19 protein-coding genes are annotated in these 20,904 nt (G+C 40.2%); 7 read left to right on the top strand and 12 right to left on the bottom strand.

Features of this window, described 5'->3' with window-relative positions; genetic code table 11:
* Positions 1-268 precede the first annotated feature (268 nt).
* Complete coding sequence (locus tag LXL81_RS11120; protein WP_234646853.1) at positions 269-2,125, top strand: MutS-related protein; 1,857 nt, start codon at positions 269-271, stop codon at positions 2,123-2,125.
* A 75-nt stretch (positions 2,126-2,200) separates the two neighbouring features.
* On the opposite strand, the gene msrA is transcribed toward LXL81_RS11120, so the two are convergent.
* Complete coding sequence (msrA, locus tag LXL81_RS11115; protein ID WP_234646852.1) at positions 2,201-2,692, bottom strand: peptide-methionine (S)-S-oxide reductase MsrA; 492 nt, start codon at positions 2,690-2,692, stop codon at positions 2,201-2,203.
* A 125-nt stretch (positions 2,693-2,817) separates the two neighbouring features.
* Positions 2,818-3,756 carry an NADP-dependent oxidoreductase gene (locus LXL81_RS11110; protein WP_234646851.1) on the bottom strand — a complete coding sequence of 313 codons (939 nt, stop codon included), beginning with the start codon at positions 3,754-3,756 and terminating at the stop codon, positions 2,818-2,820.
* Positions 3,757-3,845: 89 nt separating this feature from the next.
* Between LXL81_RS11110 and LXL81_RS11105 the strand changes: the two genes are divergently transcribed.
* A complete protein-coding gene (locus LXL81_RS11105) occupies positions 3,846-4,703 on the top strand; it encodes an AraC family transcriptional regulator (RefSeq protein ID WP_234646850.1) in 858 nt (285 codons plus the stop codon).
* Here the strand turns inward: LXL81_RS11105 and LXL81_RS11100 are convergent.
* The 3 genes from LXL81_RS11100 to LXL81_RS11090 form a co-directional block, all read right to left on the bottom strand.
* Positions 4,692-5,582, bottom strand: a complete 891-nt coding sequence (locus tag LXL81_RS11100; protein ID WP_234646849.1) for an AraC family transcriptional regulator — start codon at positions 5,580-5,582, stop codon at positions 4,692-4,694. The two genes, LXL81_RS11105 and LXL81_RS11100, sit on opposite strands and share 12 nt — an antisense overlap.
* A gap of 79 nt (positions 5,583-5,661) precedes the next feature.
* Positions 5,662-6,480 carry an SDR family NAD(P)-dependent oxidoreductase gene (locus tag LXL81_RS11095; protein ID WP_234646848.1) on the bottom strand — a complete coding sequence of 273 codons (819 nt, stop codon included), beginning with the start codon at positions 6,478-6,480 and terminating at the stop codon, positions 5,662-5,664.
* Positions 6,481-6,654: 174 nt separating this feature from the next.
* A complete protein-coding gene (locus tag LXL81_RS11090) occupies positions 6,655-7,788 on the bottom strand; it encodes an epoxide hydrolase family protein (RefSeq protein ID WP_234646847.1) in 1,134 nt (377 codons plus the stop codon).
* Positions 7,789-7,977: 189 nt separating this feature from the next.
* On the opposite strand from LXL81_RS11090, the gene LXL81_RS11085 reads away from it, so the two are divergent.
* Entirely contained in the window at positions 7,978-8,742 is a 765-nt protein-coding gene (locus LXL81_RS11085; RefSeq protein WP_234646846.1) for an SDR family NAD(P)-dependent oxidoreductase, read from the top strand.
* A 90-nt stretch (positions 8,743-8,832) separates the two neighbouring features.
* Here LXL81_RS11085 and LXL81_RS11080 read toward each other — a convergent pair whose 3' ends face one another.
* From LXL81_RS11080 to LXL81_RS11070, 3 genes are all read right to left on the bottom strand, one after another.
* A complete protein-coding gene (locus LXL81_RS11080) occupies positions 8,833-9,348 on the bottom strand; it encodes a DinB family protein (protein WP_234646845.1) in 516 nt (171 codons plus the stop codon).
* A gap of 97 nt (positions 9,349-9,445) precedes the next feature.
* Positions 9,446-10,024, bottom strand: a complete 579-nt coding sequence (locus tag LXL81_RS11075; protein WP_234646844.1) for a dihydrofolate reductase family protein — start codon at positions 10,022-10,024, stop codon at positions 9,446-9,448.
* A 138-nt stretch (positions 10,025-10,162) separates the two neighbouring features.
* Positions 10,163-11,578 (bottom strand): glycoside hydrolase family 125 protein, encoded by a 1,416-nt coding sequence (locus LXL81_RS11070; RefSeq protein ID WP_234646843.1) that lies wholly within the window; start codon positions 11,576-11,578, stop codon positions 10,163-10,165.
* 305 nt (positions 11,579-11,883) lie between these two features.
* Between LXL81_RS11070 and LXL81_RS11065 the strand changes: the two genes are divergently transcribed.
* Positions 11,884-12,135, top strand: coding sequence for a type II toxin-antitoxin system ParD family antitoxin (locus LXL81_RS11065; RefSeq protein WP_234646842.1), 252 nt, complete (start codon positions 11,884-11,886; stop codon positions 12,133-12,135).
* Complete coding sequence (locus LXL81_RS11060; RefSeq protein ID WP_234646841.1) at positions 12,128-12,421, top strand: type II toxin-antitoxin system RelE/ParE family toxin; 294 nt, start codon at positions 12,128-12,130, stop codon at positions 12,419-12,421. The genes LXL81_RS11065 and LXL81_RS11060 overlap by 8 nt, the downstream gene beginning before the upstream one ends.
* A 137-nt stretch (positions 12,422-12,558) precedes the next feature.
* On the opposite strand, the gene LXL81_RS11055 is transcribed toward LXL81_RS11060, so the two are convergent.
* Positions 12,559-14,025: a Gfo/Idh/MocA family protein gene (locus LXL81_RS11055; protein WP_234646840.1), complete on the bottom strand. Its 1,467-nt coding sequence runs from the start codon at positions 14,023-14,025 to the stop codon at positions 12,559-12,561.
* 185 nt (positions 14,026-14,210) lie between these two features.
* Between LXL81_RS11055 and LXL81_RS11050 the strand changes: the two genes are divergently transcribed.
* Positions 14,211-14,786: a cytidine deaminase gene (locus LXL81_RS11050; RefSeq protein WP_409013877.1), complete on the top strand. Its 576-nt coding sequence runs from the start codon at positions 14,211-14,213 to the stop codon at positions 14,784-14,786.
* A 343-nt stretch (positions 14,787-15,129) separates the two neighbouring features.
* On the top strand, positions 15,130-15,999 hold the full coding sequence (locus LXL81_RS11045) for an endonuclease (protein ID WP_234646838.1): 870 nt from the start codon (positions 15,130-15,132) through the stop codon (positions 15,997-15,999).
* 25 nt (positions 16,000-16,024) lie between these two features.
* Here LXL81_RS11045 and LXL81_RS11040 read toward each other — a convergent pair whose 3' ends face one another.
* The 3 genes from LXL81_RS11040 to LXL81_RS11030 form a co-directional block, all read right to left on the bottom strand.
* Complete coding sequence (locus LXL81_RS11040) at positions 16,025-16,546, bottom strand: hypothetical protein (protein WP_234646837.1); 522 nt, start codon at positions 16,544-16,546, stop codon at positions 16,025-16,027.
* Entirely contained in the window at positions 16,543-18,168 is a 1,626-nt protein-coding gene (locus LXL81_RS11035) for a hypothetical protein (protein WP_234646836.1), read from the bottom strand. Before LXL81_RS11035 ends, LXL81_RS11040 begins: the two co-directional genes overlap by 4 nt.
* Positions 18,169-18,257: 89 nt before the next feature.
* Positions 18,258-20,750, bottom strand: a complete 2,493-nt coding sequence (locus LXL81_RS11030; RefSeq protein WP_234646835.1) for a PIG-L family deacetylase — start codon at positions 20,748-20,750, stop codon at positions 18,258-18,260.
* Positions 20,751-20,904: the final 154 nt, after the last annotated feature.

Below are 20,904 nucleotides of genomic sequence, written 5' to 3'. Positions count from 1 at the left end.
TACTAAGTTAATTGAACTTCTGCGTTTCTTGGGCCAAGTGATTTACGGTTCATTCTATTACCGACTGATCTCATGAAAGCAAAAACAACAACGCCTGTTATAATACCTAACCCTATTATGTTTTTCGTAGTTTTCATAATTGAAATAATTTATTTTGTGAAAAAGCAGTAGTACCTTCCATATATTTCAACCTATACAAAAACGATACCAGTAATGGATTTTGGAAGAAATTATATTTAATTAAATTAAAAGCCAAAAAGGAAAGTCCATGAGCGTGTACATTAATAATATTCAGCGATATAAAACGAAGAGTGCAGCGTTATCGACTGAATTGAAGGGGGTTTCTACATGGCGATTGGGTGTTTTTTTATTGTCTGTAATCATCATTCTTATTCTGGCAAATGAAAAATTAATCGTGCCTTTACTTCTGGTTGTTCCGGTTTGTATTCTTGCTTTTGTCTTAATAGTAAAACGCTACTCCAAACTTTCTTTGGAGAAACAGCATGTGGATTTCTTGTTAGAAATAAATGAAGATGAGCTGTTAAGACAGGAAAATGGGTTATCTGGTTTTCCTTCCGGGCAAATGTTTGTCAATCGGAATCATCCTTTCGTATCAGATTTTGATATTTTCGGGACCCATTCACTTTTCCAGCTTATTAATCGTACTACAACGGAGTTTGGTCAATCTTTACTGGCACGCTGGCTCGGAGAGCCAGCGTCCCGGGACGAAATTTTGGAACGGCAGAAAGCTGTAAAAGAACTTACGCCTAAAATAGACTGGCGACAGGATTTTCAGGCATCGGGAATGCGGTTTAATAATGAGAAAAGTGCATTTAATAAATTGCTCACCTGGATAGAAAAGCCGGCAAAGTTACTTCCCCATCAATTTAAATACCTGGTAATAAGTATATTGTTGTCAATTTTGTCTACGTCGGCAGCGGCTTATTTCCTTTACGGTTTATTATCGGAAGTCACTTTTTCCTTTTATTATATACTCCCATTGGTGATCAGCTTGTTTATAAACCGGCGTATTTTGAAAACCACGAGGCATATTTCGGAAGAAATTATTGATAGTACACATGCCAATATCAAGACATTGGGCGGCTACCAGGCACTGATCGACAGAATTGAAACAGAAGAATTTGATTCCGTTTTACTTCAACGTCTTCGTTCTGTTTTCAATCAGAATAGTTATTCTGCGTCCAAAGAAATCAATGGATTAAGAACAATACTGGAAATATTTCAGACAAAGGGGACAAAGGGTTCTATTGGTAAAAATGATTTTTATGGTATTTTCAATAGTCTGTGGTTTTTTGATTTTTATCTGATTATCATGACTGAAAAATGGAAAAAGAAAAACAGGCCTTTTCTGATTTCCTGGGCGTCTGCGGTCAGTGAATTTGAGGTTTTAAGCAGCCTGGCCGGATTTGCCTGTTCAAATGATACTTTCACTTTCCCTGAAATTGTAGCGGAACCTTATGTTATTGATTTTAAGGAACTCAGCCATCCTTTGATTCTTAATGGAAAAAGGGTTTATAACGATTTTGCTTTTCATGGCCGTGGCGAAATTGCATTGATTACCGGGTCAAACATGGCGGGAAAAAGTACCTTTTTAAGATCGGTGGGTATCAACCTGGTTTTAGCGTTTATGGGAGCGCCTTGCTGCGCACGGTCGGGGCGCGTATCGCATCTTAAAATATTTACCAGTATGCGAACGCAGGACAATCTCGAAGAGGGAATTTCTTCTTTTTACGCTGAACTTAAAAGAATAGAACAACTCCTGAAACTGGTTGAAAGCGGTGAACCTGTTTTTTTCCTTCTGGATGAAATGTTCAAGGGCACTAATTCTCAGGATCGGTATGCTGGTGGCGCTTCGCTGATAAAACAGTTGGCCGGGCTTAATGCTTTTGGGATTATTTCAACACATGATCTCGAACTGGCCAAATTAACCGCAAATCAAAAAAACATAACGAATTACAGCTTTAACAGTGAAATAAATGATGATGAAATTATTTTCAATTACAGGCTGACAAAAGGAATATGCACAGACTTCAATGCCCGTGCATTGATGAAAAGAAGTGGGATAAAGATTATTTCGGATACTGGAAATATTTCTGAATTGTAAAGAGGATTTAAAAAAAATAAATAGGAACGGCCATCTTTCTGTAAGGTGGCCGTTCCTATTTATTTTTAATTTTTCTTAAACCAGTTTCCAGTCAGGTCTCTCGAAGTGGCAGGTATATCCGCCCGGGTTTTTTTGCAAATAATCCTGATGTTCAACCTCTGCATTCCAGAAATCTGTGGCAGGCACTACTTCTGTGACAATCTTGCCGGGCCAGATACCCGATGCTTCCATTTCTGCAATAAGCCCGGTAGCAACTTCACGTTGTGTTTCATCCAGATAAAAAATAGCTGAACGATAAGACATCCCGATATCATTTCCCTGACGATTTCGCGTTGTCGGATTATGAATCTGGAAGAAATATTCAAGGAGTTTGCGATAGCTTAATTGAGCCGGATCAAACACAATCTCGATTCCTTCTGCATGTGTTCCATGATTCCGGTAAGTTGCATTGGGAACATCACCGCCTGTATATCCCACAACTGTTGAAATTACACCCGGCTGATGTCTGAAAAGTTCTTCCACTCCCCAAAAGCAACCGCCTGCCAAAATGGCTTTTTCAGTACTCATATAGTTCGTTTTAATGTGATAATACTATAATGAAAATTCTGTGCCTCGTGCAATCCGGGACTTTTATTGTCAGTTTATCTATCTGGTGGTTTTGATCAAAGATTATTATCCTTTTTGCACCTGCATTATAACGTCACAACAATTTTACCAACTGTCCGTCCGCTTTCGATCTGGGCGTGCGCCTCTGCCATTTGGTCAAAGGAAAAGGTTTTTGATACATGAGATTTAAGCTTTCCATCCGCAATGAGCTGCGCTAAAAACTTCATATCGGTTCCACTGGAATGGACCAGTAACAATTTACCCTGAATATTTTCAGATTTTAGTTTTTCATTTACTTCCTCGCTAATCTGACCAACGATAGTGGTAACTTTTCCGCCATTTTTAAGTACTGGCAAAGACTGTATAACGCTATTCGAACCCACGCAGTCGAATGCGAAATCAATATCTTTTGTCGCATCTGCCAAGGACTGGTTTTGATAATCGATATGTTCATCGGCTCCTAAGGAAAGGACAAAATCCCGGTTTGCAGCAGATGAGGTGCCGATAACATAAGCACCCAGATGTTTTGCGAGCTGCACAGCATAATGCCCGACGCCTCCAGAGGCGGCGTGAATCAAAACCCTGTCACCTTTTTTTACCCCGGCATCAGTAAATACCTGCAAGGCCGTAAGTGCGGCAAGGGTTGCTGCGGCAGCCTCGTCGTGCGATATGTCAGCGGGTTTCAAAGCCAGGTGATCGGCGGGTGCTGCTACATATTCTGCGTAGGCATTACCAACGCCCGGGAAATTCACCATACCAAAAACTTCGTCACCAACATTAAACAGACCTGATTTGGATTCGGTCACTACGCCCGATATATCCCAGCCCAGAACCAACGCTGATTGCTTACTTACACCACCATATTTATAAACTCCGCCGCCCAGACGTGTTTTAGCATCAACCGGATTAATGCTGATTGATTTTACTTTGATCAAAACCTCGTCAGCCTTAATTTGTGGTACGGAAACTTCTGTCATTTTTAAGTTTTCTGTTGATCCCGGCTCAACCAATATCATCGTTTTCATTTGTTTGTTTTTAAGTTATACCGCAAAATTATACTATCAGGATGAATAGATAGTAGTATATATTTTCGTTAAGTTAGTATATTTGCTGCATGCAAAAAGAAATATTACACGCGCCGTATGTTATTAAGTATGAAACGCTGGACGTTTGTCCTAAGCCGGAACATGCCCACAGTTTTTTTGAACTGGTTTATGTCCGTTCAGGTACGGGCTTGCAGTGTATCAATAAGAGCAGCTTTGCATATCGGGCCGGACATTTGTTTTTGCTAACGCCGGATGATTGTCATTCGTTTGATATTCAAACGACCAGTCAGCTTTTTTTTCTTCAATTCAATGATATTTATATTAAAAACAACGGAATTGTTGCGGAGAATGTAAAAAGGCTGGAATTCATTTTACAAAATGCGAATCACCAGCCCGGCTGTATTTTTAGAAATAAAGATGACAAAATGCTGGTAGGCCCGATCATTGAAGCCATCATCCGTGAGCATGAAACCAGAGATATCTATAATCAGGAACTGATCCATCAGCTCGTCAACACACTCATCATTATCATTGCCAGAAATATTGCCAAATTCCTGCCGGAAAAAGTAAATATGGCAACAGAAGAAAAGGCGATTGACGTGCTTCAATATATTCAGAACAATATTTATTATCCTGAAAAATTAAAAGCAGAAAATGTCAGCGGACATTTTGGGATATCGAATTCATATCTGGGCCGATATTTTAAAAAACACACGGGCGAAACGATGCAGGAATATATCAGCAGTTACAAAACAAAACTGATCCAGCACCGCTTAAAATTCAGCGACAAGCGGCTGAATGAAATATCGGATGAGTTTGGCTTTACTGATATCAGCCACTTGAATAAATATTTTATAAACCAGACGGGTAGCAGTCCGGCGGCTTATCGTATCTCGGTGCGCAATGAATCCGTTTTAATTCAGTGATTGCTTCTTAAATAGTATTGGCGTCATACCCACCTCTTTTTTGAAAAGTCTTGAAAAATAGGACAGATTATCAAATCCTAACGCATAAGCAATTTCTGATACGGATTGTTCTTCATATTTCAGGCGGTTTTTTGCTTCCGAAATCAGATAAATGTGAATATGCTCCAATGCCGTTTTCCCGCTTTCCTGTTTTAACACATCAGTTAAATATCCCGAAGAAATATTCAAACGCTCAGCCATATATTGGACGGAAGGAAGCCCTTTGCTATGCAGTAATCCGTTGGCAAGGTACGCATCCATTTCTTCAACAAATCTGCTTACCGTTTTTCCGGAAATTTCTGAGCGGTTAATAAATTGTCTTTTATAAAAACGCTGGGCATATTTTAGCATTGTACCCACATTGGCCAGGATGATTTCCCGGCTGTATTCATCCTGATTGTTGTTATACTCATTTTCAATTTTACGATACAGATCCCAAATTGTTGTTTCCTCCTTTGGAGACAAATGCAACGCCTCATTGATTTCATAATCGAAAAAATGATATTTTTTTATCTCATTATGAAGAATATGGCCGTTCAAAAAATCCTCATGAATAAAAATCAGAAAGCCATCCTCATCCAAATGAAGATTTCTCATTTCGATAACCTGCCGTGGTTTTACAAACATCATTGAGCCGCAGTCATGATCGTATTTGGTACGGCCATATAAAACCACACCGGATTTTAATTTCTTAAAACCGAGCATATAAAAATCACTGGTAAACTCCTGCGCACCTATTGAGCAGGCTCCGTTGCATTGATATATACTGAACAAGGGATTTTCATTGGGAGGAAATCCGTTATCGCGGTGCAGGTCGCTCAGGTTTTTATAATGTTTCATTTTATTATCAGATAAATGAAAGACAATCTGCAAAAATAATCATGCAGATCGTCTTTCAGGATTAAATATTTCTATTTTATCAGTGGCCGTGTGCCGCTGCTGATACTTCTTTCCAGGCTTCGAATTCAGCGAGGCGTTCGCTGTAAACTTGTTTTACGCCCGGGTATGCAATTTTGCCTAACAAAAAGTGTAAAGGAGGGTTTTCTGCGTCAATTAATTGTAATACAGCATCTGTCGTAGCTTCCGGTTTTCCCCAGGTATCCGGAGTAGCACCATCAGCAAACGCTTTTTTGATCGGCGCATATACCTCGTTCGGTTCAGTTTGAAAAGCAGAGGCACCAGACCAGTCTGTTGAAAAACCATTTGGCTCAATCAAACTTACGTTTATTCCAAAACTTTTCACCTCAGCAGCAAGCGTTTCACTCAACCCGTTCACCGCATATTTTGAGGCATTATAAAGTCCTAAAATCGGAAGCGTTACCAGTCCAAGGAAACTTGAAACCTGAATAATATGTCCGCTTTTTTGCGCTCTCATAATCGGAACGACTGCTTGTGTAACCCAAAGAAGTCCAAAAAAGTTGGTCTCCATCTGAGCGCGGGCCTGCTGTTCTGTTGTTTCTTCAATAGCACCGAACAACCCGAAACCTGCATTATTGATCAACACATCAATACGGCCAAAATGTTCATTGGTTTTATTCACTGCTGCAAAACAATCTTCTCTGTTATTAACATCCAGCTGAATCGGAAAAACTGCATCACCATATTCCTCAATCAGATCATCCAGATTTTCTACATTTCTGGCGGTTGCTGCCACTTTATCTCCTCTTTCTAATAATGCTTTGGCCCAAAGTTTACCAAAACCACGGGAAGCTCCTGTAATAAGAATTATTTTTGACATGATATTTTTCTTTTTTAGTACACTACAAAGGTATCATGAGCCTATGCAGTGGATTTAACACAAAATCAGGATTCATTGACACAATTCGGGAATTGGCCATATCAGTATCCGGATTTTAAGCAAACTGACTTTTTTAAAGTTGGTATATCAGTACCTGACAGGATCAAAATGAGTCTATATTAAGGTTGTGAAAAAATACCGTATATCATTGGCAAGTAACTGAGGCTGTTCCGCAGCCGCAAAATGTCCGCCTTCCGGCATCTCTGTCCAATGCTCAATGTTAAAACCTTTTTCGATATAGGATCGGGGAGGTGTAGGAAGTTCCTTTGGGAATCTGGCATAACCAACCGGAATTTTCACAAATTCATTTTCAGCAAAAGCAACAGGCTTTTTGCTGTTTTCATTATAGATCCGCATGGAGGAATGAATGGTTTCAGTAAGCCAGAACAAAGTCACATTGGCAAGCAGCTCGTCCTTTGAAAACGTGTTTTCAATATTTCCCTTATGGTCACTCCAGCTATTAAACTTTTCCAAGATCCACGCACATAAACCCGCAGGCGAATCATTCAAGCCATAAGCAGCTGTGAGCGGTTTTGTAGCATGCATATGTGAATAAGCACCTTCTCTGGCGGACCAGTCGGCCCCGGTTTTTTGGAAAGCAATAACTTCATCCGGAAGCTTTTCATTTTCTTTGACATAAGGTTTATAAGACCCGGAAATAAAATTAAGATGCAGCCCGATAACGTTTGCAGGATGTTTCAATGAAAGCCAGGTGTTGATACCGGCGCCAATATCTCCGCCCTGAGCTCCATAGTGTTCGTAGCCCAAAGTCGTCATCAAATCATGCCAGAGATCAGCTACCACGAAACTATTACAACCCGGCTGATGCACTTTTCCTGAAAAGCCAAATCCGGGAATTGATGGAATTACCAGGTCGAATGAAATTTCCGGATCTTCGGTAAGCAGTGGTATCAATTGCATCATTTCAAGAAAAGAGCCGGGCCATCCGTGCGTAATGATCAGGGGAATAGACCGCTTTCCTTTTCCTTTGATGTGAAGGAAATGTATTTGGTAACCGTTTATATCGGCAATGAAATTGGGATACGCATTGATTTCTTTTTCAGTTTTTCGCCAGTCAAACGAGTGATGCCAGTAATCTGTCAATGTTTTCATATAAGAAAGATCAGCACCATATGACCAGCCGGACCCTGTAATTTCGTCGGGCCAGCGTGTATTATTTAATCTCAATTTGAGATCATCCAGCTGATGCTGTGGAATATTGACTGAGAATGGTTTTATCGTATTCACTATTTATCGTGTAGTTTTTATGGATATTAAAGTAGTTTTAAATTCAATACAGTAAGGTAAGCAAGTCGCAAGAAAAGCCATAATCATTCATTAATTCAATAATTTGATTTTTACAAGTTTTGGATTGATTTACATAATCAGTAAAAAGCTGTATACGAATACCTTTGTTCAACAAAATAAAAACAGACGATGGAACAGAAAAATAAAATTGCACTTATTACCGGCGGTAGCCGCGGATTGGGTAAAGACATGGCACTACGCCTTGCAGAAAAAGGAATTGATGTCATCATTACATACAACAGCCAGTTAAAGGATGCGGAAAATGTGGTGGCGCAGATTCAGGAAAGTGGACAAAAAGCGGCTGCGCTGCAACTGAACACGGGAGATATCAAAAGTTTTGGCTCATTTGTGGTTCAATTACAAGATATTTTGCAGAACAAATTTGCAGCAACGCGTTTCGATTATCTTGTAAATAATGCCGGTATCGGCGGTTATACTCCAATTGCGGACGTAACTGAAGAAGCTTTTGACGAATTGCTGAACATTCATTTCAAAGGTGTTTATTTTATGACACAAAAAATGTTACCCATTTTAAATGATGGCGGCGGAATCGTGAATGTATCATCCGGCCTGACCCGAGTAACGGTGCCTGGTTCTTCGGTTTATGCTTCAATGAAAGGTGCCATGGAAACATTCACGCGTTATCTGGCCAAAGAATACGGGTCGCGCGGGATCAGGGCAAACATTATTGCACCGGGAGCGGTGATGACAGATTTTGGCGGAGGACATTTGAGAAATGATGATAACATGCAAAAATTTATCAGCAACGTAACTGCCCTGGGAAGACCCGGCGTGGCTGAAGATATTGGTGGTGTTGTTGCCTTTTTATGTTCTGAAGAAGCGCGTTGGGTAAACGGTCAGCGTATAGAAATATCAGGCGGAATGGCATTGTAGTTTTTGAAATGTTACAAAAGAAAAGTTTAGTAGCATCCAATGCACTACTAAGCTTTTCTTTTTAATTCCATATTTCCATCAGTCGAAGTATTACTTTGCCCTGAAAACCCATTTTGGTGCATCATTTATCTGCTGACGTAGAAGCAAATTTATCTGCGCCGCGTGGTGCTGCACATGCCTCATGTTGTAAAATAATATTTCCAGAACAGAATAATTCATTGCATCAGATTCAAAATCTTCGATAAAACGCTCGTTTTTTATTTTTTCCTCAGTCAGGCCAGCAATTAATTTTCGGCATTTTTCACGACTTGATCGCATATAATCAAGCAATTCTGTTTTGGTGTAAAACCTGTCCGGTACTAAATCATCGATTGCATGTTCTGGTAAATTGTCGGGATCTGCAATTGTGAAAGATAGCTTTGGTGAGAAATTTACAGGAGGAATTGTTGAATAATAATCCAGAAATACCAGCACATGATAGGTCATGTAAAAGAGCCTTTTATGCTCATAAAAAATGTTTTCAGGACAAAGTAGGATTGCCTCTTCCAGCGTATCGATACTTGCACCAAATTGATTCCATAAGCTTTCTCTCAGTTCATGAATCATATAATGTTTTTTATTTAAGTACTTATTGATTAGTTAGTTATATGTAATACATAGGTATTTGCATACCAAAATTTTACTTGTATCAGCTTTAAGCGTACTATAAAATAACTTCTTTTTGTTTGTAACGAAGTATGACAATTCCGCAGTCAAAGGAGGTTGATTCTATCAGTGAATAATTTTGTTTACCATCAATTTCTTTGAAAATAGGTAGTCCATTGCCTATCGCAGAAGGGTCTAAAAGTAGATAGAACTCGTCAAGCAGTTTTTCTTTAATAAGAGCGGAGGCGAAAGTTGCACCACCATAAGCAATGATATCTTTTCCTTCCTGCATTTTCAGTTTTGTAATTTCCTTAACGAGATCACCTTTTGCCAGAATCGTATTTTCCCATTTTGACTCGTTTAGTGTTTTGGTAAAAACTACTTTTGGTGTCCGGGTAATCATTTTTCCTGGTATGTAATCGGGATCATCAGGTTTTGTCGCAATATTGGCCCAATAAGGAATAAATTCTTCAGCAAGTTTTCGCCCAAGAATGATGCAGTCAACAGGATCGGTTATTTGTTTTACATAATTGTTCAGTGCCTCATCCCAATCCCATACCATCCAGTCCATTTCTCCATTTGGCCCGGCAATATATCCGTCAAGACTGATCTGGACTTGAAGTTTTAGTTTTCTCATGATGTATTATTAATTTTGATTTACAAAATTAATAATACAACTTTTGAAGAAGAGGGTGCATCCGCGCCCAAAAAAGGGGGTATTGCGACAAATAACTCCTGATCACAAATATTCATATGATCAGGAGATGAATTTTTTCTATGAAAATAATTGCGGTTTCGCTTTGTAAGTCTCCCATAAAAACTCTCCGAATAAGGTATTAGCCCATGCAAACCATGATCTTGTAAATTTCGTGGCATCGTCCTTATGAAAAGATTCGTGCATGAAACCTGTGCCGCCATGGCACTTTTTCAGCGTATCAATACAGAGTTTTATCTCCTTATCATTGTTACTCGTCAGTCCGCGGATAATGATTCCCAACGGCCATATCATATCCAGACCAATATGCGGCCCGCCTATTCCTTCACCCGCCTTTCCCTTGAAAAAGAAAGGATTATTTAACGACAGCAACATTTTTCGCGTGTTCTGGTATATCGGGTCATTTACTGGCAGCGCATCCAGATAGGGTAGTCCCAAAAGACTCGGGACATTGGCATCATCCATCAGATTGTAACTTCCATACCCGTTTACCTCATATGCATATACCTTGCCATATTCTTTGCTGTCAACCACTGCATGGATTTTCAAAGCATTTTCGACTTCCAGCGCGAGTGCATTTAATTCAGTTGCGGCTGCCTTATCTCCACTAATTTTTTCAATCATTTTTGCAGCCTGTTTCAAGCTTACAACAGCGAAAAAGTTTGATGGTATCAGGAAAGAATAAATCGTTGCATCGTCGCTTGGACGAAATGCTGAACAGATCAAACCAACAGGTTTTACCGGATATCCGTATCCGTTCATCGGTACGCCATCGGTTGCCCAGGAAGTTTTGCGCTGGAAATGATAAGGCCCATTATCCTTTTTTCTCTGCTGCTCTTTAAAAGTTTTAAGCGTGAGCATGATCGCTTCTTTCCATTTGGCATCAAAAGGTGTTGTGTCACCAGTTAACTGCCAGTAACGATGGGCAAGCCGGATAGGATAACACAGAGAATCGATTTCCCATTTGCGCTCATGCAAACCCGGTTTCATATCCGTTTCGTCGGTTTTCCATTCACCGGTTTTTTTAGGATCGTCATAAAAGGCATTTGCATAAGGATCTCTCAAAATACAAACAGCCTGACGGTTTATGACACCGGCGATCAATTGTTGAAGCGTTTTATCTTTCTTGATAAAATCAAGATATGGCCAGACCTGCGCGGTACTGTCACGCAGCCACATGGCGTCAATATCACCTGTGATTACGTATGTATCCGGCTTTTCACCTTTTCCGTTAAAAGTTACAGTGGTATCAAGCGTATTTGGGAAACAATTACCAAAAAGCCAACCCAGTTCCTTGTCTTTAATAGCCGATTGAAATTCCAGAATGGCATCTTCAATAACCTTGCTGGTGAATTTCCGTTCACCAGGATTTAATCTGACAACCGGAAAATCGGGATTGGCAAATGCGGGTATTTTACCGATCATCAAACCGGTTCCTAAAAGAGCTGTACTTTTTATAAATGTGCTTCTGTTCATAGAGAATAAAAAAATAAAATGCTGATTGCCAGGGAGATAATTGTAATATATTAAAAAAAGTTATAAGATTGGGCGATGTCTTTATATTACAAATAACGTATTTAAACATATTACTGAATGCGAGATCACAGATTTTATTTTATTCATGGCAATGACAAACTTTTGTTATAAGGTTTATGGAAAAAATAGTCAGTAAATTCCGCTCAAAGCATTTTTTTAAAGTCATATGTATCATGGAACCAAACAAGATTTTTGTTGCTAATTTTTTGGTAACTTTGAATTCATCCTATTAAAGTTTGAGGGAAATGGGCAAAAATACATCCATATCAATTGGTCAACATTTTGACGAATTTATTCAAAATCAAATTGATACAGGCCGGTATACATCATCCGATGAAGTGATTAAGGCAGGACTTCGTTTATTGGAAGATGAAGAGCAAAAACTAAAACTATTACGACAAGCACTTATTGACGGTGAAGAAAGTGGATGGGTAGAAAATTTTAATCCAGCAATCTTCAAGGCCAAGTTGAAACAGAATTATTCATCGAATGAGTAAATACAGGTTAACTAAGCTTGCCGAACATGATCTGGAAAAAATATGGGATTACACAGTGTATGAGTGGTCACTTGATCAGGCGGAAAAGTATATCGACGGTTTGTTATCCAGTTTTGAAGCAATAGGTGAGGGAAGAATTGAAGGTAAAGCTATTGATTCAGTTGTGTTGGGTTACCGTAAGGTACTGCATGGTAAACACTATATTTTCTTCCGATTTTCACATGAAGATGTAGTAGATATCGTAAGGATTCTTCATATTAGTATGGATATTGAAAGGCATCTTTAAATTTGAGTTTGGCCGTCTGATTGGATAGGCCAAATATTGTATCAGTGATAAGTTCTGATAATATTACAGAAAGTGCCGGAATTTCAATGTTATTCCGGCACTCATTTTAAATTATAAAATTGAAGAGATTTAAAAGCTTAAACCCCCAAACTCCACCCTTCACGATAAGTACGTTTTACATACTGATTCACCTCATCAAAGTTGGTCACTTTCATGTTTTTATAATCCCAAAGCATTTTCATATTTGCACCCGGGTAATCAAATCCTTTTCCGTTTTCTCTTGGTTTGGGCATATCTGCGCCTCTGATTGCCAGGTTGGCCATAAGAATTGCTTCGGTTAATGGACCGGCAAGTTCAAAAGGTGAGCTAAGTTCCATATTGCCATATCCTGCAATGGCGCCTTCCACCCACTGTGCATAATGACCTTCTGCACTGCCTGGCACGCGGGCAAACTTTTGTTTCACTTTTACATCTTCCATTCTCGAAAGAGGCAAAAGGCGTGGATTGGCAGCATATTCGCTCGCCATCATTTTACCTTTTGTTCCTACAAATAAAATACCGCTGTTACCGTCACCGAACAATTCATTTGGTCCTAATTCTTCCGGACGCTCGGGTTTTATGCCCCCATCCATCCAGTGCATGGTAACCGGCCCTTTTGTTTTTGCGGTTTTAGGAAAAGTTAATGTGGCGTGACTGGATGGTGGACAGCTGTCAGGGAAAATGCCTCTTTTACCGAAATCTGTGAAAACACTGCTTACGCTCGCCTGTACGTCAAGGGCATATTTCAGTCCAAGCACCCGGAAAGGGGCCTCCATTAAGTGGCATCCCAAATCACCCAAAGCACCTGTTCCATAATCCCACCAACCTCTCCAGCTTCCAGGAATCAATTTATCTACGTAATCTTTTTTAGGAGCCGTTCCCAACCAAAGATCCCAGTCAAGTCCTTGCGGCACAGGTGGTTTTGCTGTTGACCACGGAATGCCTTGTGGCCATATCGGCCGGTTAGTCCAGATATAAACGGTGTGAACTTTGCCAATTGTGCCGGCATCATACCATTCATGCAATTGTCTTACACCATCACCGGAAGAGCCCTGGTTTCCCATTTGCGTAACCACTTTGTAACGTGCCGCTGCTTCTGTAAGCTGGCGTGCTTCGTAAATATCGTGGGTCATCGGCTTTTGAACATACACGTGTTTGCCAAGCTGCATGGCTCCCATAGCCACCACAGCATGGGTATGATCCGGTGTTGAAACGGATACGGCATCAAAATTTTTCGATTCTTTTTCAAACAATTCCCGCCAATCCTTATAGTATTTGGCTTTTGGGAAATTCTTTACGCTTTCAGCAGCACTTCGGTCGTCCACATCACATAGAAAGCCGATATCAGCTTTACCGCTTTTGGCAAAATTGGCAATATCCGATCTTCCCTTTCCGCCGACACCGACACCAGCTACAATCAGCCTGTCGCTTGGTGCCAGAAATCCTTTTCCGCCGATTACATGGCGTGGAACGATCATAAATGCGGCTGCTGCCAAACCGGATGTTTTGATAAAATCTCTTCTCGAAGAAGCCGGTTTATCATTTCCTGTACTTTTTTCCTGCATTTTAAGGTTCTGGTTAAGTGGTTTATTTCAGGAGGACATCAAGCCCGATAGTAAAAGTCACCGATGGGCTTATTCTTTTGTCAAACAGGATATTATATTTTTTTACTCAGAAAATTCAATTTTCCTGTTTCCTCTAATACATACGGGTAAAGGATATTATCAGGCCCCGGTTTATCTGAAAAAAGATGGAGAATTATTATTGGTTTGATATTTTTAGCTTGCAGATGTTTGGCAATCAAACCAAACCAATAATCAACCTGAAAATAAAACGACTCATGAAAATCGAACTTTCTATTGAATACCAGATATTTGAAAGTGACCAGGAGCTGGAAGAAGATTTGCAGGAACTTCTCAAAGCATCGAAAGAAGCGGTTAAACTGTCTTACGCGCCGTATTCAAAATTTCATGTGGGGGCTGCACTGCTTATGTCGAATAGAGAAATCGTGAAAGGCAGTAATCAGGAAAATGCATCTTTCCCGGCCGGGATCTGTGCTGAACGCGTGGCATTGTCGGCGGCGTCTTCCTTTTATCCAAATGAAAAAATAATGGCTGTCGCTATTTCTTATCATAACAGTACTGACGATAGTTCTACGGAAAATATTCTATCACCCTGCGGGATTTGCCGGCAAAGTCTTTTGGAGGCGACACAGCGGCAACAGGCGCATATCAAGGTTATTCTGAGTAATCCGCAGGGGAAAATAATTTATCTGAAAAATGCAGATGATTTGCTTCCTCTGGCGTTTTCCTCTGATCATTTCTGATTTTCAATTGTAAGAATAAATACAAAGCACACGAAGTTTTACACAAAAACGTAGTAAGGTGTTTTAGTATTTTTATGATTTTCAGGAATATTTGATTCGGGGTTAAGTCAATGTTTGGCTGGCATATTTAATAATACAATAATATTCATCACGATTCCTGTTCACATTGAGAGCCTAATTTCGTATTCAATTTAAGAAGCGAAAGATGGATTTTCTGGTTTGGCAAAACAGGCGTGATACAATTTTGTTTTTTAGATTGTTGACTACCATTTTATTATGGAAATCAACAATGCCATTCAACTGTTTGGCACAAAATTCGAAAAGCATTTTATTTTCTTCTGAGATGAAAATGACAGAAGCAGGAGAATTTTCAGTGATAACCTATAACATCGCCGGATTGCCGGAATTCATTTCCAGCGCTGTTACCAAAAGATCTTCGAGTATAGCAGAGATCGGGCAGAAATTGAACCGGTTTGATATTGCCCATGTTCAGGAAGACTTTAACTACAATAAATTTCTTTATAACTCAGGGAATAGTCATCCTTTCCGGACCAGAAATAAAGGAAAGGTTCCTTTTGGCGACGGGTTGAATACACTTTCAAACTTTCCGGTTCATGACCTCCGAAGAATACGCTGGAAAGATTGCAGCGGGTCGGACTGCCTGACCCCAAAAGGTTTTTCATTTAGCCGGATCGAAGTGGCAAAAGATGTTTTTATCGATTTCTACAACGTACATGCCAACGCGTGGAACCACAATTCAGCCTCCGCTGCAAGACGGAAAAATATTAAGCAGTTATCGGATTATATCAAACAGCATTCTGCTGAAAATGCAGTAATCCTGATGGGGGATCTTAATGCGCGTTATTGTTTTTACAATGATAACATCAGTCTGTTAAATACAGAAAACAAGCTGACGGATGTTTGGGTTTCCGAGAAAAATATGGGCAAATTTCCTGATATGTTAAAGGATTTTCCATCGGAAGATATTCTGTCCATGACAGATTCCTGTGAAACGATTGATAAAATTCTTTACAGAAGCAGCGTGGAAATTGAACTTTCTGCTACTGATTACAAATTTGAAAATCTGCTTTTTTCAAATGCAAATGGACTTCATCTTTCAGACCACATTCCGGTAAGTGCTAAATTCTTTTGGAAAATTAAGCGTAAAATTCATAACCGAATTGAACCAGTCCTTACCAAAAACGAAAAATAACATTTCCTTTTTGGCGAGTGATCTGTTATTTCCCCGTTGCTGCGGCAGTTCCGGAACTCAATAATCCGTGATAAAATGCCATGTAGTAAGGCAGTAAAAAGAAAGTACCTTCATGTTCCTCATGCCCGTCGCCCTCGGAAGCGAATAAGGCAAAGCCATCACGATCCTGCCGCACATGTCCGCGCTCGTCAACAGGTAATGCAAAACCGTCTGTCCGCCAGCCAATATTTTCATTTTGCAAAGGCGAAGAATCAAAAACGACATCGAGTCGATGTGTATTATCCATTGTATAACCAATCAGATCCAGTGGAATTTTTTGCAAATTTTCCAGAATGAAATCCGGATTATTATTTGCTTTATACATGCTTTTGACCACCTTCGGAGCATAAAGCCGGTTTTCGGGAAACAGGTTTTTATCATCGAAAAATTTCTGGTCGGCAAGTGCTGTGAAGCGATTTGCCAGCGATGCATAAATCACATCCCAAAATGCATTTTTTTGTTTGCTGATATGCTGCCAGGCAATTTCCAGCGACTGGCGATACATCAAGAAAGGGAAGGATCGGTCTCGTAATTGATCAATCCGTACATACTCATCAGACAAAGATTATTATCCCAGGGCACCACGTTTTCAGGCGGAAAAAACTCTTTTGGATGCATGGCATTGATATGGTAATTGTACTTTTCACGCAAAATTTTCGCCTCCTTATCATATTTCGAATCGCCGGTAACGTGTTTGGCAACATTCAAAAACGACAGCATCATCATCGAATTCAGTCCGCGCTGGTCATATCCATAAACTGAATTGAAATATTCGGGTGAAAAATCTCCCCAGCGTGTCACTTTTCCATCATGGTCAACAAGTTTATAACCATGTCGGATCAGGTGATCCATCACATCTCCTACAACTTCCCGGACTTCCTTTTTTTCTTCCTCTGTTTTGGCAACCAGATCGTAATAAATTCCGTAGAAAAAGAAATGGCCGGCCAGCTCGTCGGAACTGGTATCACATTTCCACAAATATTTGCCGTCTTTGCTTTTTGGGAAACGGGGATAAATATTTTTCCACATCGGATCGCCCTGCTGATGTTTTAGGTTGGCTTCCTGGCTGTAAATTTCATTCACAGGTTCGCGCCAGTCTACCGGAATAATGACACGCGCCGGAAATCCTTTTTCATGTGTGATATCCACAAGCCATTTGCAAGCTTTAAAACTTCTTTCGGCTAATGTTTTTGCTTCCAAATCACCGGACGCGGCATACCTGAATGCATTAGCCGCGCCATACATGGAAGTATACATACCGTCATTATCTGAAATGGCAACTTCCGAAGATTCCGGATTAAATTGTTCTTTCAAATGACTTGGCGCGACAAAACCCATCCGGTTATGTTTGTCTTCCACCTGTTTTGTGAAAATTTTTGCTTTATCTTCCAGTGACATTACCGCTGGTGTGATCTGGCTTATTCCCTGATTTGTAGCAATCCACAAAGTTCCGTCTGGTTGCACTGTCATATCATTGACATGATCATCAGGCATCCAGCGGCGGCTGTAACGGTATTTGAAATAATCGTTTTTGACTTCAATTACACCGTTTTCTGTACCAAACCAAACCGTTCCATCTTGCCCGGCAGCCGCGCAGATAAATTTATTATAGGGTAATCCTTCCTTTCCGGTAAACAATTTCCAGGATTTCCCGTCCAGGCATCCAACGCCTTCTTCTGCTCCGACCCAAAGTCTGCCTTTTGAGTCAGTAACGATGGCAGAAACATCTTTTAATGACCAGTTATATTTATCACTTTGAGGGAAAATTCTTTCCGGCTTTTTGCCCGTGCTGATGAAGTAAAGTCCTTCATCACAGCCGACGGCGTAACCGCCTTTGTAAGCTATCGATGAAAGTACTTTTCGTCCGGGAATTATGTGAGATTTTTGAAGAGATTTTAATTGCGCATTTCCAGCGGCTATCCATTTTCCATCCTGGAATTGAAACTTTTGTTTCAGAATTTCAGCAACAGGAATTCCGTTCCGGAAATAAATTTTGTCAACTTTTCCTTCCGGCAGACCATTTTTAACAGCATGTATGGTTACTATTTCCTGTATAAATTTTTGATTGCCGACGGATTGGGCCGGAATATGAAACGGGATAAGGACCAACCAGAGAAATAAAAATTTCATGCAACGTGCGGTTATCAGATTGTCTGCTTTGACAATCAACAGCATTATTACTTCTCTGGCTGAAAAAGAGGCTATGATCTGGCTTAAAACTACCTTCCCAGTGAAATTAAATTAGAGAATATCCGGTAAGCACCCGGCACACCAGCCGGTAGTTGGCGAAACCAGCTCATGGTCGTATACACATAATTTCCCTTACCATATTTGGCAATCAAAATTCCGCTATCCAGTTTTTCACTGCCAGGATCGTTGCAGGAAATGACGGTTTCATACTTTTCAGACCAGCTTTCGGGTTGGTATAAACTGCGCTCCTGAACCCAGCCGTCAAAATCTTTCTGGGTAATTTTATTTGGATAATTCAGTGCCTGGCAATCCGGTTTTAAAAAACGAACTTCCGCACCTTCCACAGTCACACGTTTGCTGGAAACCTTGAAGGGATAAGGTCCGAAATCCTGCATCAAAAGTCCCTGATCAGAATTGTATTGAACGATAAGGTTACCGCCATTTTCAACATAATGCAGCAAAACCTGGTTAATCACTTTCAACCGTTCCACAATATTATACGCCTTCACACCAATTACAACGGCATCATATTTTTGAAGTTTTTCATCAGAAATATCGCCGTCTTCCAGTATCACCACATTATAACCAATCTGTTGCAAACTGGCGGGAACGAGGTCGCCGGCGCCTTTGATATAACCAATCAACCCGTTCGTTTTACTGATATTCACTTTCACGACTTTTGCTTTTGCCCGTGGAAAGTAAAGCTGTGTAGGAATATGATTGTAGCTTAGCAGACCCAGACCCTTATCAAAGGTTTTATTTTCAAAAATTGCCTCCGCAGTAATTTCACCTTCACTACCTTCTTTTGGCGGAAATAATAGAAAATCTGCACATTGTTCTGCCCCTTTTATTTTTAGATTGAAAAGAACAGCGGCAGGCGAGGCGCGCCAGCCATCAGGAATTTTTAGTTTTACTTCTCCCGAAATGTTGTCTTTTCCTGCTTTGATCACAACACTAACCTTTTTATCAACCTGCTTGTCAAACAAGTAGACCTTTTCATTTATTGAAACATATACGGGTGGCGTGATGGCAACAGGCTCGTAAACTTCTCCAAGTATCGGATCTGTTTTTTGATAGATTACAGGGATTTTATAACACAAAGTACTTCCGGCAATATCCAGATTAAAAGTTAATTCAGCCACTGGCTGATTTTCAGGAACTCCTCTTTCCTGTTGTTTTGAAATATCAAATAGACCGGAAGTACCTTCTTTTTGTAGCCAGTAAGGCTGGGAATAATCAGCGTTTTCAGGAATTTCAATATCATCCAAATGCGTAAAATCCTGATTATTGGTTAATTCAACATTAAGAATGAAATCCCTCTTACCAAATGGGAAATTTATCTTTTTTATCGTTACAGGAATAGCAGAACGGTTGATGGCTTCAATCCTGAATTGCATTTTCTGTCCGGGCGTGTAGGAATTGTCCGTGGCCGTTATCTGGATAAATAAGCCAAGGGCATCCTGGATCACTTTATCCAAATCCTGTAATTTAGTTTGTTTCCAGTAACTGTCAGGCAATTTTTCAATCTCCTTTTTTATCGTTAATAGCTGTGGAACAACAAGGGATGGATTTGTTAGTTTGAAAGAATCTTCTGCTTCCAAAATAAGTTTGGTGATACGCTGAGCATCTTTTACTCTTGTCCAGTTCGTGGAAACGCCTTCCATCAGATCATGTCCGGCCTTGTCGCCCTTGACATGTTTGAAATATTCAGTCAGTGTTCCACGAAAACCGACAGTCCCAAATCCCTGACTTCTATGCAAACTGCGGCTTTCGGCAGCGATTTCTCCATAAGATTTTCCTAGCAAAGGATTAAAGCTCCCCACATCCAGTTTAATATAATCTTCCGCTTCTTTTTCGTCTACTTCATCCCGCCGCTGATTCCACCACATACCGGCATTCCAGACCAGACGTTTTGCTTTCCAAACCTGTACGTATTGCAATTGTTCCGGAAATTTAGCAGGATCTGCCGCGGCTTCAAATGCTTCTTCAATAAGTATGGCTGAGGCAATATGCTGTCCGTGTCCAGCTCTTTCATCAGGTGGGAAACGGCTGATGATCAGATCGGGCTTAAATTTGCGGATGACCCAGACGGCGTCGGCAAGTAGCTTTTCCTTGTCCCAGATTGTAAAAACTTCCTCAGCACTTTTTGAAAAACCAAAGTCGACAGCACGGGAAAAAAATTGCTGTCCGCCATCAATTTTTCTTGCCTGCAAAAGTTCCTGTGTTCTGAGTATACCAAGATTTTCCTTCATTTCGCTGCCAATCATATTCTGGCCTCCGTCACCTCGGGTTAAGGAAAAATAGGCTGTGTTATAAAGTTTTTCATTGGCCATGTATGCAATCAGCGTGGGATTTTCATCATCCGGATGCGCACCAAAATAAAGTACATTACCAAGCACATTCAGTTTTTGGATACTCTGAAGAATTTTGGAAGACGAAGGTTTATATAAATGCTGAGCGTGAAGCTGGATGGGAGTCATAATCTTGATCAGTAAAAATCCTATAAGCAAAAGTTTTTTCATAACTGGTTGCGTAAGTTTTGCATCTTTAATCACTGGCAATATACTCAAAATTTCTTATCAGTCTATAATGTTAATAGGATAAGTATATGAAATTAGTGACGGGTCAAATTGGCTTTGTGGTATGGATCCGAAATATTTAATTTAAACTCTACTT

The sequence above is a fragment of the Dyadobacter sp. CY356 genome (genome assembly GCF_021440195.1).
Taxonomy (GTDB): domain Bacteria; phylum Bacteroidota; class Bacteroidia; order Cytophagales; family Spirosomataceae; genus Dyadobacter.
This window is presented reverse-complemented; position numbering and strand designations above follow the sequence as displayed.

What these genes read in the sequence shown, in the direction of transcription:
- LXL81_RS11095 (WP_234646848.1), bottom strand. Translation starts at nt 6,480, where the DNA reads ATGTCAAAAATAATTCTTATTACAGGAGCTTCCCGTGGTTTTGGTAAA.
- LXL81_RS11060 (WP_234646841.1), top strand. Translation starts at nt 12,128, where the DNA reads ATGAGTAAATACAGGTTAACTAAGCTTGCCGAACATGATCTGGAAAAA.
- LXL81_RS11070 (WP_234646843.1), bottom strand. Translation starts at nt 11,578, where the DNA reads ATGAACAGAAGCACATTTATAAAAAGTACAGCTCTTTTAGGAACCGGT.
- LXL81_RS11030 (WP_234646835.1), bottom strand. Translation starts at nt 20,750, where the DNA reads ATGAAAAAACTTTTGCTTATAGGATTTTTACTGATCAAGATTATGACT.
- LXL81_RS11050 (WP_409013877.1), top strand. Translation starts at nt 14,211, where the DNA reads ATGGAGAATTATTATTGGTTTGATATTTTTAGCTTGCAGATGTTTGGC.
- LXL81_RS11100 (WP_234646849.1), bottom strand. Translation starts at nt 5,582, where the DNA reads ATGAAACATTATAAAAACCTGAGCGACCTGCACCGCGATAACGGATTT.
- LXL81_RS11105 (WP_234646850.1), top strand. Translation starts at nt 3,846, where the DNA reads ATGCAAAAAGAAATATTACACGCGCCGTATGTTATTAAGTATGAAACG.
- LXL81_RS11120 (WP_234646853.1), top strand. Translation starts at nt 269, where the DNA reads ATGAGCGTGTACATTAATAATATTCAGCGATATAAAACGAAGAGTGCA.
- LXL81_RS11045 (WP_234646838.1), top strand. Translation starts at nt 15,130, where the DNA reads ATGAAAATGACAGAAGCAGGAGAATTTTCAGTGATAACCTATAACATC.
- LXL81_RS11065 (WP_234646842.1), top strand. Translation starts at nt 11,884, where the DNA reads ATGGGCAAAAATACATCCATATCAATTGGTCAACATTTTGACGAATTT.
- LXL81_RS11085 (WP_234646846.1), top strand. Translation starts at nt 7,978, where the DNA reads ATGGAACAGAAAAATAAAATTGCACTTATTACCGGCGGTAGCCGCGGA.
- LXL81_RS11075 (WP_234646844.1), bottom strand. Translation starts at nt 10,024, where the DNA reads ATGAGAAAACTAAAACTTCAAGTCCAGATCAGTCTTGACGGATATATT.
- msrA (WP_234646852.1), bottom strand. Translation starts at nt 2,692, where the DNA reads ATGAGTACTGAAAAAGCCATTTTGGCAGGCGGTTGCTTTTGGGGAGTG.
- LXL81_RS11080 (WP_234646845.1), bottom strand. Translation starts at nt 9,348, where the DNA reads ATGATTCATGAACTGAGAGAAAGCTTATGGAATCAATTTGGTGCAAGT.
- LXL81_RS11110 (WP_234646851.1), bottom strand. Translation starts at nt 3,756, where the DNA reads ATGAAAACGATGATATTGGTTGAGCCGGGATCAACAGAAAACTTAAAA.
- LXL81_RS11035 (WP_234646836.1), bottom strand. Translation starts at nt 18,168, where the DNA reads ATGAAATTTTTATTTCTCTGGTTGGTCCTTATCCCGTTTCATATTCCG.
- LXL81_RS11055 (WP_234646840.1), bottom strand. Translation starts at nt 14,025, where the DNA reads ATGCAGGAAAAAAGTACAGGAAATGATAAACCGGCTTCTTCGAGAAGA.